Genomic DNA, 16237 nt, shown 5'->3' with positions numbered 1-16237 from the left:
ATAGTTAGTTCCCATTACTTCACCTCTTTCTTAAAGAAAATTTCCGTCATCTGATGATGGATGAAGCCAGGAATTAGCTCTTTGTGAGTCAGCTTTTTTTATTTATGGCTTATAAAAATAGGAATGGTATTCATTCATAGCCAGCACTTTTGTAAATGTCTCCAATCCTTGCGCACTTACTTTCTGGACTAAAGGAGCAGGCATAAATGGCGTAATAAGTTCATAGATGTCACCGCTTTTCATAGTTTGTGTGGTTGAAAGCACAATCGACAAGGGATGTTCGCCTTTTTCAAGCATTTCCCTGGCATCAAGACTTTTAGTGATATTTTCAGTTCTTAGCCATTCGGGAGGTGTTTCTTTCATTGAGGTTGATTCCATAATTTCAGTGTATAAATTTTGACTAACTGATTGTTGAAGTGTGTTAACGATTTGATCCCAAAGAACAATTCCAACTGCTGCTACTAACTAGTTTTGGGTGTGATAATCAGATCATCAGGCTGCATGATTCTGAATTCAAAGCTCGGTATCATGCTTTGTTTCCATAGGATAACAACCGTTGTTCTCCCTGCAATGCTCTGAGTTCTGTCAGATCCTGCGAGAATTCAAAAGTACCCAGGTAGTTGCCTTTTGCATCGCGCAGCGGATAGTAGTTGATATAAATGAATTTACCGCCCATCTGGATCCAGAAAGGTGCACTGCTTTCTTTTCCACTCTTGAAATCGAGTAATATCTGGTCTACAATCTGCACGCTTTGTGGAGGATGACACATTCTTACATCACGGCCTAATATTGCCCTGTTCCTGTCAAAAATCCTATGTTCCCCCTGGGTAAAGAATTTTACCTTGTCATTCCTGTCAACAAAAGTGATATCTATAGGTAAAGTATTGAGTAAGGCAGTGAGTTCCTCAAAAGTGAAACTTCCACTTGGAAGCCTGATTATTCCATCTTTGAGTGATGGATCCACTTTGATTTGTGAACCTTCTGATAATTCCAGCACCCATTCATCCTTTGGATCGTAAAGACAATATCCAATTTCATTGGTCTGCACATAAACTTCATACCACTCTTCATCTGTAAGTTCATCCATCGTCATTGGGAGAAGGATTTCTTCTTCTTTCATGATCATGTCTTTCAGTGCTTTTACAGCTGGCTGAAGTTTAAGGGAAATTAGAGATTTAAACTCATCATGGCTGGAATCGCCAGCTACTTTAAGGCTCTCTATCGCATCTTTAAGAAATGTCCTTACCTCATCATGCTTGCCCCACATAACCGTTGGAGGTCCTGTAATACCTTTCTTCTCCAGGAAAGGGAAAAGCAAGTTCTCTTTCCTTCGGTAATGCTTGTCAACATCCATAAGGCTATTGTAATGAGCAAGCAATTTCAGGGATAACTCAGCAGGCTGATAACTGGATTCATCTTCGTTGGCAATGATAAAACTGCTTTCAATTTTTTCAGTTACGGACAGAAGTTCCTGGTTTTCTTTCTTGAAGGTATCTACAGGATGGCCGGGAGGGATGATTTTGGCAGATGATTGATCAATATGTCCCTCAAGAACTGTTGTATGGATGTCACAAAACTTTAGGACTTCCTCAACTGGTAAGCCTTCATTGATTAATTCCTGCTCAACAGAGACTACATCATCATAAGGGATGTTTTTCAGCAATTGGATCAACTGCTGTCGGACAGCATCAGGTGCTTCACCTTTATGTAACTGAAGGATCATGTGCTTAAGAAGTTCCTTCCTTTGTGCAGAATTGTTAATTAATTCGCTCATTGATTTTATGTATTTGATAATCAGTGTTATGAAATAATAAGTTAATTTAGACTTATTAAATGCAAATATATAATAATTTAAGAACTACAATACCTAATTAAATATTTTATTGTAACATGATGACTCAGCCAAGGTATTTGTTTCGTAAGTTTGCTTAACTAAACCACTTTAACATGAAAATTCAATTCAGAACTTTTAATTTATTGCTGATACTTTTTTCAGCTATTATCACCAACGCACAGGATTGTGGTTATTATCCTGTGAAATCCGGAGCCATTATGAGCTATCAATCCCTGGATGAAAAAGGAAAGATTACCGGAACATCCCGGATAACCATGCTGGATGTAATTCAAACGGGTGTGTCAGCTGTCTATAATGTAAAATCGGAATACTGGGATGACAAAAACAAACCTCAGCCTTCGAGGGAATATTCCATGAAATGCGATAATGGAGTGTTTTCCATTGATATGAAGAGCATGATAGATCCTAAATCCATGGAAAGTTTTAAAGACATGGAAGTTTCTTTTTCAGGATCAGATATGACTTTCCCATCAAGTTTATCGGTCGGACAAGTGCTGGAGGATGCCAGTATTACAATGGCAGCAAGTTCAGGTGGAATGACCCTGATGAAAATGACAATTAATATTACTAACCGAAAAGTTGTGAGCAGTGAATCAGTAACTGTTCCAGCCGGTACATTTGATTGTTATAAAATTACTTATGACTTAGAAACCAAGATGGGAATCAAGATTACATCAACAGCTGTTCAATGGATGAATAAAGGGGCTGGAAGTGTAAAATCAGAAACCTATGATAAAAAGGGTAAGTTATTGGGAAGTACAGTGTTAAGCGAATATAAACCTTAGGCAATCTCTTAGCATTAATATGATTTCCCTAAGCTGGCAAAGGTCGGAGTGAAAAAATTCCGACCTTTGCTATTATTATAATACTTCATAAACCGTGGCTTTCTCTTTAGTAACAGCTTACCCTTTCTGGTTTATCATATTCTGCATTGCTACAGGAGCATTGTATGCCTGGATTCTGTATAAATGGAAACCAAATGATGAATATAAGCGACAGGTTAACTGGCTGCTGTTTATTTTGAGGATGTCAGCAGTAACACTGATCGCCTTCCTTCTCCTTTCTCCTTTGATCAAAACAACCAGGAATCGAACTGAAAAACCAATGGTCATTCTTGCGATGGATAATACAGGTTCCATGGTTGTTGGCAAAGATTCTGCGCTAATCAGGAAGGATTTTATGTCAGAATACCAAAAACTTGCTGATGACCTCTCTGCAAAATTTGATGTAGTTAAATACACCTTTGGTGATAAAGTAGTAGCAGGCTGGCAATCTGATTTCAATGGAAAGCAAACAGATATGGGGGGCTTATTCAGTGAAGTCGCTACCCGATACACCAACAGGAATCTTGCAGCCATGGTTATTGCCGGAGATGGGATCACTACCAGGGGAACAGATCCAATATTCGCTGCGGAAAAAGAGAAATATAGTATTTATACCGTTGCCCTTGGTGACACCAATCAACAAAAGGATCTGCTGATAGCCAGGATAAATTATAACCGTATAGCATACCTTGGAAATTCATTTCCTCTTGAGGTCATCATCATGGCGCATAAATGTAGTGGCCAGCAAAGCCGCTTAACAGTTTTTTCCGGTGAAGAACAGGTGTTTTCGAAGGAAGTATTCATTGGATCTGATATTCAAAGCCTTACCGTTCCTATCACCCTTAATGCTTCAAAGATTGGTGTTCAGCGATTCCGAATCCATTTAACTCCGGTCATAAACGAGGTGACTATAAGCAACAATACCCGCGAAGTATTTATCGAAGTGATGGATGGTCGCCAAAAGATTTTAATTCTCTCTTCCTCCCCACATCCGGATATTGCTGCCCTGACCTCAGCGATGGAAAAGAACCTGAATTATACTGTTGAGCAGCAATTTGTTAATGAATTCAATGGGAACATTGAGCAGTATAATCTGGTGGTCCTCCATCAACTCCCTTCAATATCAGATGCAGCAAGCCAACTTATCACAAAATTAAAAGGGAGCAGTGTTCCAGTACTCTATCTCCTGGGTAATCAATCTAATCTTCAGGCATTCAATGCAATACAGGCAGGACTGATGATTCCTCCTTCTAATACTACTCCAACTTCTGCCTTCCCTATACTTAATGATGAGTTTAGTTTATTTACCGCAAACCGTGAAATAGAGGATATTATTACCGAATTTCCACCTCTCACTTCACCGTTTGGTCAGTATAAAACAAGTCCTTCGGTTCATGTTTTGTTCTACCAGAAAATAGGATCAATAAGCACCACACTACCACTCATTGCTTTTAACCAAACCCTGGATCAGAAATCTGCATTTGTTGCAGGGGAGGGAATATGGAGGTGGCGGTTGTCAAATTACCTTAAAACGGGTAATCATGAGGCTTTTGATGGACTTATTTCAAAAATTGTGCAGTATTTGGCCTTGAAAAGTGACAAAAGCCAATTCAGGGTTATTTTGGATAACTATTTTACAGAAAATGAAAACGTAGAGATTGATGCTGAACTGTATAACGACTCTTATGAACTGATCAATGAACCGAATGTAGCGGTAACTATTGTGAACAAGGAGGGGAAGCAGTATCCTTTTACATTTTCCAGGAGTGGTAAATCCTATTTTCTTAATGCCGGAAGTTTTCCTCCCGGGGATTATTCACTTAAAGCCAGTACCCAGTTCAATGGTAAAACTTTTGAAAAATCAGCTTCGTTTGTGATCACATCCATAAATGAGGAATTACTCAATACTGTTGCTGATCATACCCTAATGTTCAATCTGGCAAAACAGCATCAGGGTGAAATGTACCGACCGGGGGATTTAAGTAAACTGGAGCAAGCCTTAAATAGCAGGGAAGATTTCGTTACAGTCTCCTATACACAAAAGAAGTACACTGACCTGGTGAATATGTTTTGGGTTTTCTTTCTGATTACTGCGCTCATTTCCTCCGAATGGTTCATTAGGAAGTACATGGGTGGGTATTAAGCCTAGCTTTAAAGTAAAAGCCGTTTTCATTCACCTCTCCCTCTTGTTTTAAAGTTAAGTTTGATAAACTTTTACTATGAGTTCACAAGTGCTGTTCCAGGCTATTCTGGCGATTGTTATTGTTGCTTACCTGATTGATCTTTGGCTGGGCTATTTGAATACAACCCGGTGGAATGATCAATTACCCCACAGGCTTGAGAGTATTTACGATAAAGAAAGATATAAACTTCAGCAACTATTTGAAAGGACCCAATATAAATTCAATTTGATCTCCGGGTTCTTCTCATTTAGCCTTTTGCTTGGAATGCTACTGATAGGAGGATTTGCCATATTGGACGGGTGGATCCTTTCTGTTACTGATTCTCCTGTTATTCAGGCAGTGTTATTTTTTGGAATTATCGGATTGGTTTCTGACATTCTTTCGATACCGTTTGAACTGTATGATACTTTCAGGATCGAGCAGAAATATGGGTTCAATACCACTACATTAAAAACATATTGGCTCGATAAATTAAAATCATGGTTGCTGGCTGCATTGATAGGAGGGGGACTACTTGCTTTGATTGTTACGATTTATGTTGCAACAGGATCATGGTTCTGGATTATAGGATGGGGTGTAGTTACCATCTTTACGATTTTTGTAAATTATTTTTATACCTCTTTAATCGTTCCTATCTTCAATAAACTTTCTCCTCTACCTGATGGAGAACTTAAGACCGCAATTGAAACTTATGCGAAAAAGGTTGACTTCAAAATTGTAAGTATTTACATTTTGGATGGTTCAAAAAGAACTAAAAGAGGTAACGCGTATTTTAGTGGATTTGGCAGAAAAAAGAAGGTTGTTCTGTATGATACATTACTTAAAGAACATTCAACTGAAGAGTTAGTGGCTATACTGGCGCATGAAATAGGACATTATAAGCATCATCATGTGCTCAAAGGTTTGATCCTGGGGATTATACAAACCGGATTGCTTTTTTGGGTATTATCCATTTTTATTGGCAATCCTATTTTGGCACAGGCCCTGGGTGCAACACCCGGATTCCATATCAGCTTAATTGCTTTTGGTTTTCTTTTTAGCCCGGTTTCAACGATTCTTGGAATCTTTTTTAACCATTTTTCCCGAAAACATGAATATCAAGCGGACAATTTTGCTGCTTCTACGCTGAATAATGAATTTCTTTCTGCTGCTCTAATAAGGCTTTCAGTTAGTAATCTGAGTAATCTGACTCCTCATCCCTGGTATGTATTTATTAAATATTCCCATCCAACACTAATGCAAAGGTTAACAGCCCTTGAAATATTATCACAAAAAGAGAAATGAAATTCAGCTTATTATTAGAAAGGTTAAAATCTCCGATTCATTACCTCCTTTGTTTTTCGTGGAAATGGTATATTTGCAGGAAACTGAGCCTAAAATTCGTGAATCCAACGCATGACTGATACGAAAAAAAGAAATATTGCAGGCCGATTTATGGAACTCATGCTAAGATGGTTCTATAAACTTAAGTATCTGATTAAAACCTGGATTAGGATTCCCAGGGAGGCTCCTTTCTGGATGAAAGGGTTGCTATTTTCTATTTATTCACTGGCTTTCTTATTAATAATTATTCTTGCTGTTGATGTAAATTTCCTTTGGCTTTTTGGGAATTCCCCTAGAATAAAGGAGATTAAGGATCCTGAGATCAATCTTACCTCCGAATTGTTGTCAGCAGATGGGAAACTCATTGGCTCATTGTTTATTGAGAACAGAACTCCTATAGAGTATAAGGATCTGCCCAAAAACCTTATCGATGCCCTTATTGCGACCGAAGATGTAAGGTTTTACCAGCATCATGGAGTAGATGTCAAGGCTACATTTGCTGCCATTTGGTCTACCCTTCAAGGAGATAAACGAGGAGGCAGTACCATTACCCAGCAGCTGGTTAAGAACCTGTTTAAAACCAGGGCAGATTATTCTACAGGTTTGTTGGGGAATGTACCAGGCGTTTCTACCATGATTAGTAAAACAAAGGAATGGATCAATGCACTGAAGATCGAACTCAATTATTCGAAAGAAGATATAATTACAATGTATTTGAATACAGTCGATTTCGGGAGTCATTCTTTCGGGATCAATTCAGCAGCATCTACTTTTTTTGGATGTGCACCTATTCAACTGCAGCCTCAGCAATCAGCAGTACTTATTGGGCTACTTAAGGCACCATCTTTTTATAGCCCTGTATCCCGGCCCGATAATTCCAGAAATCGACGAAATCAGGTACTCAGGCAAATGGTGAAGTATAATTACCTGTCAGAATCAAAAGGGGATTCATTAATGCAAACTCCCCTCGGTATTAAGTATAAGCGAAAGGGTAAGATTACTGGTGAAGCTTCATATCTAAGGGATGCAGTCGTCAGGTCACTTCAGAAATGGAGCAAGGAAACGGATCATGATATCTGGACTGAAGGACTCAAAATATATACAACCATTGACTCCAGGATGCAAAAACATGCCGAAGATGCTATGGCTGAACATATGAAACGTCTTCAGCAACTCTTCAATTCAAATAACGGCAATGTTGTAGTTCCATGGAAAGACAATGATGGGGCTATAATAGAAGGCTATTTTGAGAAGCTTGCCTCTGAACTGCCTGGATATAAAGGTTTTATCAGTAAGTATGGCATTGAAAGTGATACCGTTTTATCAGTGCTCAATAAAGAGCATAAAATGCGTGTCTTTACCTGGAATGGCGAGAGGGACACAGTATTGAATACATTGGATTCATTAAAACATTATAAAAAATTTTTCCAGAATGGTTTAGTGGCTATTGAACCAACAACGGGCTACATTAAAGCTTGGGTAGGTGGAATAAATTATAACTTTTTTAAGTATGACCATGTGAACCAATCGCGCCGGCAACCAGGTTCACTTTTCAAGGCGTTTGTTTATGCTGCCGCAATTGATGATGGCTTTGGCCCCTGTGACCAGATGACTGACCAACCTGTTTCTATTAAGTATATGGAAAAAGGGGAGGAGAAAGTGTGGCAACCGCATAATGTGGATTGGACCCATTCAGGCGCTATGACCTTGAAACATGCTTTTGCAAGGAGCGTAAACTCCGTGGCGGTCCAACTTACACAAAAGATCGGTTGGCAAAAGGTGATACAATATGCCAAATTAATGGGAATCAGATCGCCACTTGATTCTGTACCATCTATCTGTCTGGGTTCCAGTGATGTTACACTGCTGGAAATTGTGAATGCTTATTGCTCTTTTGTTAATGATGGATTTCTCAATGAACCAGTACTGGTTACCCGAATTGAGGATCGGAATGGAAAGATCATCTTTGACCTGGAATCCCAAAAGAAAAGAGTGCTTTCGGAAGAAACTGCTTTCCTTATGAGTGTAATGCTACGATCAGGATTGACAGAACCCGGCGGAACAACTCAAGGTCTTTATGAATATGATCTGTTCAGGTACAACACAGATTTTGGAGGAAAAACTGGTACTTCCTCAGATTATACCGATGGGTGGTTCATTGGTGTTACCCCTGGTTTGGTAGCTGGCTCATGGGTGGGAAATGACGACCGGTCCATACATTTTAAATCTTCTCATATCGGTGAAGGACTCAGAACAGCTTTGCCGGTTTATGGAAAATTTATGGAAAAAGTGTTGAAAGACCCTGCTTTAAAACAATACCAGAGGAAATTTGATAAGCCTACAATAAAAATCAATAAAAACTACTCATGCCAGACAGTACTGCCTAAAGCAGATTCACTTGAAATTCTAAATGATACGTTAATAATCGAGTAAAGACTTCATTAGTAAAAATCAGGTGAAATGACTGGCGCAAGGGGCAAGTGAACAACCCCAATTTTGAATTGTTCCTGTTACTAATAAATGCTAATAGAATGACGCAAATTAAAAATCAGACTGTAGTTTCGCTGAGTTATATCCTTAAACAGGACAATGCAGAAGGTGCAGTCATTGAAATCGCGAAAGAAACTGAACCTCTTGTATTTATCTACGGAATTGGACAAATGATTCCCAAATTTGAAGAATACCTGAATACACTTTCAGCGGGTGATTCTTTTGAATTTACACTTTTAAGTGCTGATGCATACGGTGAATTTGAAGCTGATGCAATCATTGACCTTGAAAAGTCAATTTTCATGATTGATGGTGAAATGGATCATGAAATGCTTACCGTTGGGAATTTAATCCCTATGCGCGATAACCATGGAAATATGCTTCAGGGCAAGGTAGTTAATGTGAGCGACGAAGTAGTAAAAATGGATTTTAATCACCCCATGGCTGGAAAAAATCTTCACTTTTCAGGTAAAATCCTCAATGTTCGTGAAGCTTCTGCCGATGAACTGAATCATGGCCACGTTCATGGTGAAGGTGGACATCAGCATTGATATAAAAAAATACTTGTAGCCTGAGCTCAGGCACTTATAATATATACTGTAGGACGCTTTTGAATATCAGGAGGATTGAGTTTCCATTCCCTGATTGTAAGTGTTCTGATGAATTCTCCTTCCTGGTTAATATCTGTTGCAATACACAGGTAAGTATCAGGAAGGCAGTTTTTTGTAAGGCTCTCAAACATTGAGTTATTTCTATAAGGTGTCTCAATAAAAACCTGGGCCCGGTGTCCGTTAAAACTTTCTTTTTCCAGCTTCCGTATTGCCGAAATACGATCATGTGGTTTTATCGGCAAATACCCATGGAAGGAAAATTGTTGTCCATTCAGTCCGGAAGCCATTAATGCCATGGTGATTGAGGAAGGGCCTATGAGAGGTATAACTTTTGTGCCAAGTTTATGGGCCTGCATAACTACAAGATTGCCGGGATCAGCAATACATGGTACCCCCGCTTCGCTCAAAAGGCCTATATCTGCTCCTTTCAACGTTTCATTCAGGTATCCATTAATCTCTGAAGCCTGGGTATGTTCATTTAACTCTTTAAATACAAGTTCGTCAATCGAGCCCTGGAATCCTGCTTTCTTCAGAAATCGCCTGGCTGTTCGGATTTCTTCAACGATATAGATACCTATACTATTAATAAGCGCAGTGAATTGAGCATCAATCCAACCATTATGACTGGTCTCACCCAAAGGTGTTGGGATGAGATATAGTTTGCCTCTTTCCATAGAAAAAATTGTTAAAATGGGAGTTTCGTAAGTTCAACATTTCCTCCCGAAAGAATAATGCCGACACTTTTACCCGCATAGAACTCCTTGTTTTTTAATATAATGGCTAATGGTACTGCTGAAGAAGGCTCTATGAGTATTTTCATTCTTTCCCAAATCAATCTCATTGCTTCAACTATCTCTTGATCTGAAGCCAATTGAATTTCACTGACATACTTCCTGATCAGTGGAAATGTATAAGAACCTAAAGATGTTCTGAGTCCGTCAGCAATCGTATCCGGATCGATGGAAGGAATTATTTTATTTTGTTGAAAGGAAAGAAAAGCATCTTTGGCTCCTTCTGGTTCTGCACCAATTACGATGGTTGCGGGTGAAAAATTGTGAGTTGCCAGTGCAGTTCCACTCAGTAAACCCCCACCTCCAACTGGAGCAATGATAATATCAAGATTTGGGTAATCTTCAATGAGCTCTTTTGCTGCTGTAGCTTGGCCGGCAATGATATTCAGGTTATTGTAGGGATGGATTTCGGTAGCCCCCAATTTTGCCAGTAAAAGCTTCAATGTTGATTCCCTTGCCTCAAGCGTTGGTTCACAAAAAGTGATATTACCGCCATAGGACTCAACAGCTGCTATTTTGACTCTTGAAGAATTGGAAGGCATTACAACATAGGCTTTTATGCCTAGGTTCTTTGCAGCAAGAGCTAAAGCTGCCGCGTGATTTCCGGAAGAATGTGTAGCTACTCCTTTTAATCGAATCTGCTCATTAAGTAACATTAATGCATTGGATGCACCACGCATTTTAAAGGCTCCTGCTTTCTGCAGATTCTCACATTTAAAGAAGATTTTTGCACCGGTTATCTCATTAATAGAAGCAGAACTCAATACAGGTGTACGATGAATGTAATTCCTGATACGCTTACCGGCCTCCAGAATGTCTTCCTTTTCTATGAGTTCTGTCATGAAACTTTTATTTAGTGTTCTTTATTTCAAGGGCAATTTGTTCTGTTGCCTGATCCAGTAAATCATATACTTTCTCAAAACCTGATACTCCACCGTAATAGGGGTCGGGAACAATCCTGTTTTTGCCGGGTTCCAGAACATTCAGAATGAGGTCTACCTTGTCGGAATCTTCTTTGCTTTTGGATACAGAAAGTACATCCTGAAAGTTATATTGATCCATTACATAAATGCGATCAAATTCTTGAAAATCATTTTCTTGAAATAGTCTCATCCGATGCCTGGAAATATCGATTCCATGCTGGCTCATCACCTTAATAGCTCTGTAATCAGGCGTATCATTCAGGTGAAAGGATTCAAATCCCGCTGAATCAACTTTGGCTTTCAAATTGTATTTAGTGATTTTCTCACGCATGATCCCTTCTGCCATCGGCGATCGACAAATGTTCCCCAGACAAACCATCAAAATTTTCATCGTAATACTGGTTTATTGATTCAAAAGATAATTATAACAGGCCTCTTACTTTTTGACATTCTGAAAAGCATTCAGAATTGTTTTTAATAATTCCTTTTCCCTGAATGGTTTAAGAATATAACCATCCATGCCGGATTGTACTATCTGTTTCAATTCTTCTTCCATTACATTGGCTGTAACTGCATAAACAGGCAAGGTTGATTTAGCTATATCCTTGATTTGCCTCACTTTCGTTACAAATTCAAAGCCATTCATTCCGGGCATATTGATATCAGTGAGCACCAGGTCAAAGTTTCCTTCATTGAAAAGTTTGAAAGCTATTATTCCATCACTTGCCGTTGTGAGAATAATATTCTGTTTCATGCATATCTTCTCAACAAGTAAGCGGCTAAACTCATCATCTTCCGCCATAAGAATATGTTTCCCTGCAAGTGTTTCCCAGTTTTCAACTGTTTCAACCTTCAATACCGCATCATCTGATTGTGATATTTGAGAATAGGGAATTTCAAAAGAGAAAATGGTTCCTTTCCCCACCTGACTTTTAACCTCAATCGTTCCATTCTGCTGTTCTATGATTCTCTTGCATATGGGCAATCCTAAGCCTGTGCCAGATTGCCATGGACGTAAACCTTTGTCATCAATGCGGGTGAACTCAATGAAGACATTCTCCAGTTGATCATTAGGTATCCCTATGCCTTGATCAGAAACCTCTAGTTTCAAAAGGCAGTTTTTTTCTTTTTTAGAATCAAGTGACCCCGAAATGGTTATTTCACCATGATCTGAATATTTGATGGCATTATCCACCAGGTTAGAAATGGTTTGTTTTAATCTGAATTCATCTCCAATAATTTCCAGGATGCCGGAATTGTTAAAATGTTTTTTAATCACAATTCTCTTTTTTCTGGCTCTCAGGGTATTAGCAGAAATAACCTCATCTATTACTTTAGATGGATTGAAATTCCGGGTTGTAAACCTCATTTTACCTGATTCAAGGGTCGAAAAGTCAAGGATCTGGTTTACTGTATCCAGAAGCATATCTGAAGATGTTGAAATTCCTTCCAACGATAATGCCTGTTCTTCTGAAAGTTTCTCAGAGCTCAGCTGTTCAGTAAAACCAATGATGTTATTCAATGGTGCCCTTATCTCATGGCTCATACTCGTAAGAAAAAAGCTCTTCTGCTCTGCAAGCCGCTCTGCTCTCATCCTGGATCGTTCCAATCCTTTTGAGAACTCTGTGATCCGATTAAGGTTATTCAGTATAATAAAGAATAAGATAATTGCCAGTAAAAAGATAACAGCTGCTACACCAACTAACCTGCTGAATGACTGATGTGCTTCTTCTGATGCTTGTTTCATGATTAATTCTGTATTCAGATTTTGTTCTTCCCTGGTAGCAATAAGCAATTGTTCAAGTGAAGATATCAATCCGGAATTAATTGCAACTAATTCAGCCTCTCGCTCATTAAGCCTTTTATTACCACTGCTGTAGAGCATCAGGTTTTTCAAATAAAAAGAATGAATGTCTTTTAATAATTTATACTCCCCGGCTGAAACAGTTTGCTCTGTGGTGTTATCAGACTGTGACTCACTTTTGCTGATCACAGTTTTTGAAGTGCCTTCTGTCGAGTCATCTTTGAAAAGGCTTTTCACCTTCTTGAAAAAGCCTTTTTTTTCATTTTTTGACTGCATTTCAAGAAGGGTGTCACTGGAAAAACTATTCCTAATATATGAATACCGTTTAATGCCATATTCAGGGAGTTGGAAAGTGGAAAAAGAGCCATCATCAAAGGTCAGGGTCAAAGCAAGCAGGGAATCTGTTACGGCTTTCAGTTCCAAATATTTGGAAGACAACTTCTGCTTATTTAGAATAGAGGAAGAAATAGTTGAAGAGTATTGTTTTTTCCCTTCTACCTGGAGACTATCGATTACTTTGTTGATATAGTTTAAGTCTTTTGTATATGCTTGTAAAAAGGACTTGTCTGATGTAACAATAAATAATCTGAAATTATTATCGGCTTTGTAGAGACTGGTTATACCCTGCTGCAGGTAGCTGAGATTGGGATCAGGCTGGGATAATAACTGTATAGACTGAAGTAATGAATGGGAGCTTCTATAACCAACAAAAAGAGTAAGTAATAATGTGGAAGAGATCAATAGCACTTTACTGAAAAAAAGTAGCCGGACTATTCTACCCGTATACTTCTGACTTGGATTCTCACTTTTCATATGCTTTCTGACCAATAAGATGATTATTTATCCTGAAGAATTCATGGAATGCAACAAATTTATGAATATTCCTCTGGAACTGTCTTTAAATATCATGTGATAGAGGCGAAGCATTAATAAAAAAGGCCGGAAAAACCGGCCATCAATTCAAAAGATCGTAAAGATCAGAACTTTATTCTTTTTTCAAGTTCTTCCACATACAAGCGGAATTGTTTATCGGTTTCAATAAGATTGGACACGGTTCTACAGGCATGAAGAACAGTAGCATGATCCTTATTACCACAATGCAATCCTATAGTAGCTAGTGAAGCTTTGGTATGTTTTTTTGAAAAATACATCGACAACTGCCTGGCCTGAACAATATCACGCTTCCGGGTTTTAGAATTCAAGGCATCTACCTGTATACTAAAGTAGTCACATACAATTTTCTGGATAAAGTCAATTGAGATTTCCCGGGTAGTATTCTTTACAAACTTGTCAATCATTTGACGGGCAAGTTCGAGAGTAATGGCTTTTTTATTCAGTGAGGACTGGGCCATTAGAGAAATCAGTGCACCTTCAAGTTCTCTGACATTGGTAGTAATGCAGTAGGCCAGGTATTCGATGACCTCATCCGGCATTTCAATCCCATCCTTATAAATTCTTTTTCTGAGAATTGCTATCCTGGTTTCGAGATCAGGTACCTGCAAATCAGCAGCCAATCCCCATTTAAATCTCGAAAGAAGTCTTGGCTCAACCCCTTTAAGCTCAACAGGGGATTTATCACTCGTAATAACCAGTTGTTTTCCTTTTTGATGAAGATGGTTGAAAATATGGAAAAACACATCCTGGGTCTTTTCTTTACCTGATATAAATTGGATATCGTCAATTATCAGGACATCCATCATCTGGTAGAAATGAACAAAGTCATTCTGGTTATTATTCCTGACTGAGTCAATGAACTGCTGAAGGAATTGCTCAGCCGCTACATATAAGACGGTTTTTTCCGGAAAATTATTCTTGACCTGCAAACCAATGGCATGTGCGAGGTGAGTCTTGCCTAAACCAACTGAACTATAAATGAATAATGGGTTGAATGCTGTTTTTCCGGGGTTACAGGCAACAGCATATCCTGCTGACCTGGCGAGACGATTGCAATCCCCTTCAACAAAATTGTCAAAGGAATAGGCTTCATTCAATTGAGAATGCACCTGGATCTTTTTAAGTCCTGGAATCACGAAAGGATTTGGAATCTCCTTGGATGAACCTGAATTCAGATCAATGGGCATTGCTACCGAGGGATTTGTTGTGGCTTTTCTATTACTTGTTGGTACTTTAATTGTGAATGGATCATTCGAATACGCTCCATCCATTACTATACTATATTCCAATCTGCCTGATGGCCCCAATTCATTTCTGATTGTTTTCTTTAGTAATGTAATATAGTGCTCTTCCAACCATTCATAAAAAAACTGACTTGGGACCTGAATTGTTAGCACATTATTCTCCAACTTAATGGGCTTAATGGGTGCGAACCAGGTCTTGAAACTTTGATAAGTCAGATTGTCACGGATTACCTTTAGGCAGTTTCCCCATACTTCTTCATACAATTCTTTCATTCCTTCAAGGTCATTATTTGTCATACAATTTGACAGAATTCAAATTAACAATTTGTTTTACAGTTAGATATACAAGGAAATATTTGCTCATGTGACCAAGGCATTTGGCCATTGTTTTCAGGTGTTCAAAAATCAACTGTTCAAAGTGAAAAAAAAAATTTTATGTCTATTGTATATCAACAAAGTTATTCGTATATGGGAAAATAACAAAAAATTAATATAAGATTTTGACAAAAAAAATCAGGTTGTCCTTAAGTAGTTTGTTTTTAAGCTACTTAGTCTGTGAAAACGAGTGCAAACCTTGTCAGCATGCTGTTTTCGGATGGCGATTTGCATAACACACTTCATGCCAAACTCTGTTTTTAATACCTCCACACCCTCTTCTTTTACAATTTTCATTACTTCATTCATTAGGATATAATCATAATCCAATTGATAAACCTCTTTGACAATACATGTGATGATAGTTGCATTACCGATTGCTTCCCTGGCAGCTGACTTATATGCATTAATCAATCCGGGTACCCCGAGTTTTGTTCCCCCATAATAACGGATTACAACCACCAGGATATTGGTAAGGTTTGCCGATAGAATCTGACCATGAATAGGTCTTCCGGCGGTTCCTGAAGGTTCCCCGTCATCATTTACCCTCCATGCTGATTTATCTGCCCCAAGTATGTATGCATAACAATGGTGTGTGGCATCAAAATATTGCTTTTTTAAAACCTCAAGTTCTCTTTTTACCTCCTGCTCTGTTAATACGGGAATGGCAATACCTATGAATCTGCTTCCCCGGTCTTTAAATGATCCCTGGACGGAAGACTCAATCATGAAGTACTGATCATCGAAAAGCAAAATGTGATTCTGTTAATGAAGATTAATAATTGCTTGACTCTATTGGTAAATGACAAAATTAAACTTCTTGACCAACTATTTAAAACTTTGCTGGCCTCTTATTTTGTATTTATTACTTTTGCTCCATTCATTCAATACTTCAGAAGGAGTACTATCCTTAAACTTAT

The 16237-nt window shown here is 38.5% G+C and carries 13 protein-coding genes; 5 read left to right on the top strand and 8 right to left on the bottom strand.

What is annotated here, in order from left to right:
- Positions 1–102 precede the first annotated feature (102 nt).
- Both IPH84_04865 and IPH84_04860 read right to left on the bottom strand, forming a co-directional pair.
- Complete coding sequence (locus tag IPH84_04865; GenBank protein ID MBK7172563.1) at positions 103–378, bottom strand: DUF2249 domain-containing protein; 276 nt, start codon at positions 376–378, stop codon at positions 103–105.
- A gap of 148 nt (positions 379–526) precedes the next feature.
- Entirely contained in the window at positions 527–1774 is a 1248-nt protein-coding gene (locus IPH84_04860) for a DUF438 domain-containing protein (GenBank protein ID MBK7172562.1), read from the bottom strand.
- 173 nt (positions 1775–1947) lie between these two features.
- Between IPH84_04860 and IPH84_04855 the strand changes: the two genes are divergently transcribed.
- The 5 genes from IPH84_04855 (at position 1948) to IPH84_04835 (ending at position 9226) form a co-directional block, all read left to right on the top strand.
- Positions 1948–2640 (top strand): hypothetical protein, encoded by a 693-nt coding sequence (locus IPH84_04855; GenBank protein MBK7172561.1) that lies wholly within the window; start codon positions 1948–1950, stop codon positions 2638–2640.
- 94 nt (positions 2641–2734) lie between these two features.
- On the top strand, positions 2735–4822 hold the full coding sequence (locus tag IPH84_04850) for a hypothetical protein (protein ID MBK7172560.1): 2088 nt from the start codon (positions 2735–2737) through the stop codon (positions 4820–4822).
- A 76-nt stretch (positions 4823–4898) separates the two neighbouring features.
- Positions 4899–6146 carry a M48 family metallopeptidase gene (locus IPH84_04845; GenBank protein MBK7172559.1) on the top strand — a complete coding sequence of 416 codons (1248 nt, stop codon included), beginning with the start codon at positions 4899–4901 and terminating at the stop codon, positions 6144–6146.
- A 111-nt stretch (positions 6147–6257) separates the two neighbouring features.
- Positions 6258–8618: a transglycosylase domain-containing protein gene (locus IPH84_04840; protein MBK7172558.1), complete on the top strand. Its 2361-nt coding sequence runs from the start codon at positions 6258–6260 to the stop codon at positions 8616–8618.
- A 98-nt stretch (positions 8619–8716) separates the two neighbouring features.
- The gene (locus tag IPH84_04835) at positions 8717–9226 is read left to right on the top strand and encodes an FKBP-type peptidyl-prolyl cis-trans isomerase (GenBank protein ID MBK7172557.1); all 510 of its coding nucleotides are present in this window, start codon (positions 8717–8719) and stop codon (positions 9224–9226) included.
- Positions 9227–9252: 26 nt separating this feature from the next.
- On the opposite strand, the gene IPH84_04830 is transcribed toward IPH84_04835, so the two are convergent.
- The 6 genes from IPH84_04830 to IPH84_04805 form a co-directional block, all read right to left on the bottom strand.
- Entirely contained in the window at positions 9253–9960 is a 708-nt protein-coding gene (locus IPH84_04830; GenBank protein MBK7172556.1) for an SAM-dependent methyltransferase, read from the bottom strand.
- 11 nt (positions 9961–9971) lie between these two features.
- On the bottom strand, positions 9972–10919 hold the full coding sequence (locus tag IPH84_04825) for a pyridoxal-phosphate dependent enzyme (GenBank protein MBK7172555.1): 948 nt from the start codon (positions 10917–10919) through the stop codon (positions 9972–9974).
- A 7-nt stretch (positions 10920–10926) separates the two neighbouring features.
- A complete protein-coding gene (locus IPH84_04820) occupies positions 10927–11391 on the bottom strand; it encodes a low molecular weight phosphotyrosine protein phosphatase (GenBank protein ID MBK7172554.1) in 465 nt (154 codons plus the stop codon).
- 45 nt (positions 11392–11436) lie between these two features.
- Positions 11437–13617, bottom strand: coding sequence for a response regulator (locus IPH84_04815; GenBank protein MBK7172553.1), 2181 nt, complete (start codon positions 13615–13617; stop codon positions 11437–11439).
- Between the two features lie 164 nt (positions 13618–13781).
- Entirely contained in the window at positions 13782–15215 is a 1434-nt protein-coding gene (gene dnaA, locus IPH84_04810) for a chromosomal replication initiator protein DnaA (protein ID MBK7172552.1), read from the bottom strand.
- Positions 15216–15455: 240 nt separating this feature from the next.
- Entirely contained in the window at positions 15456–16070 is a 615-nt protein-coding gene (locus IPH84_04805; GenBank protein ID MBK7172551.1) for a YigZ family protein, read from the bottom strand.
- Between the last annotated feature and the right edge of the window lie 167 nt (positions 16071–16237).

The organism is Bacteroidales bacterium (genome assembly GCA_016707785.1).
Taxonomy (GTDB): Bacteria; Bacteroidota; Bacteroidia; order Bacteroidales; family UBA4417; genus UBA4417.
Note: the sequence above shows the minus strand (reverse complement) of the source record. Positions and strands in the feature narration are given on the sequence as shown.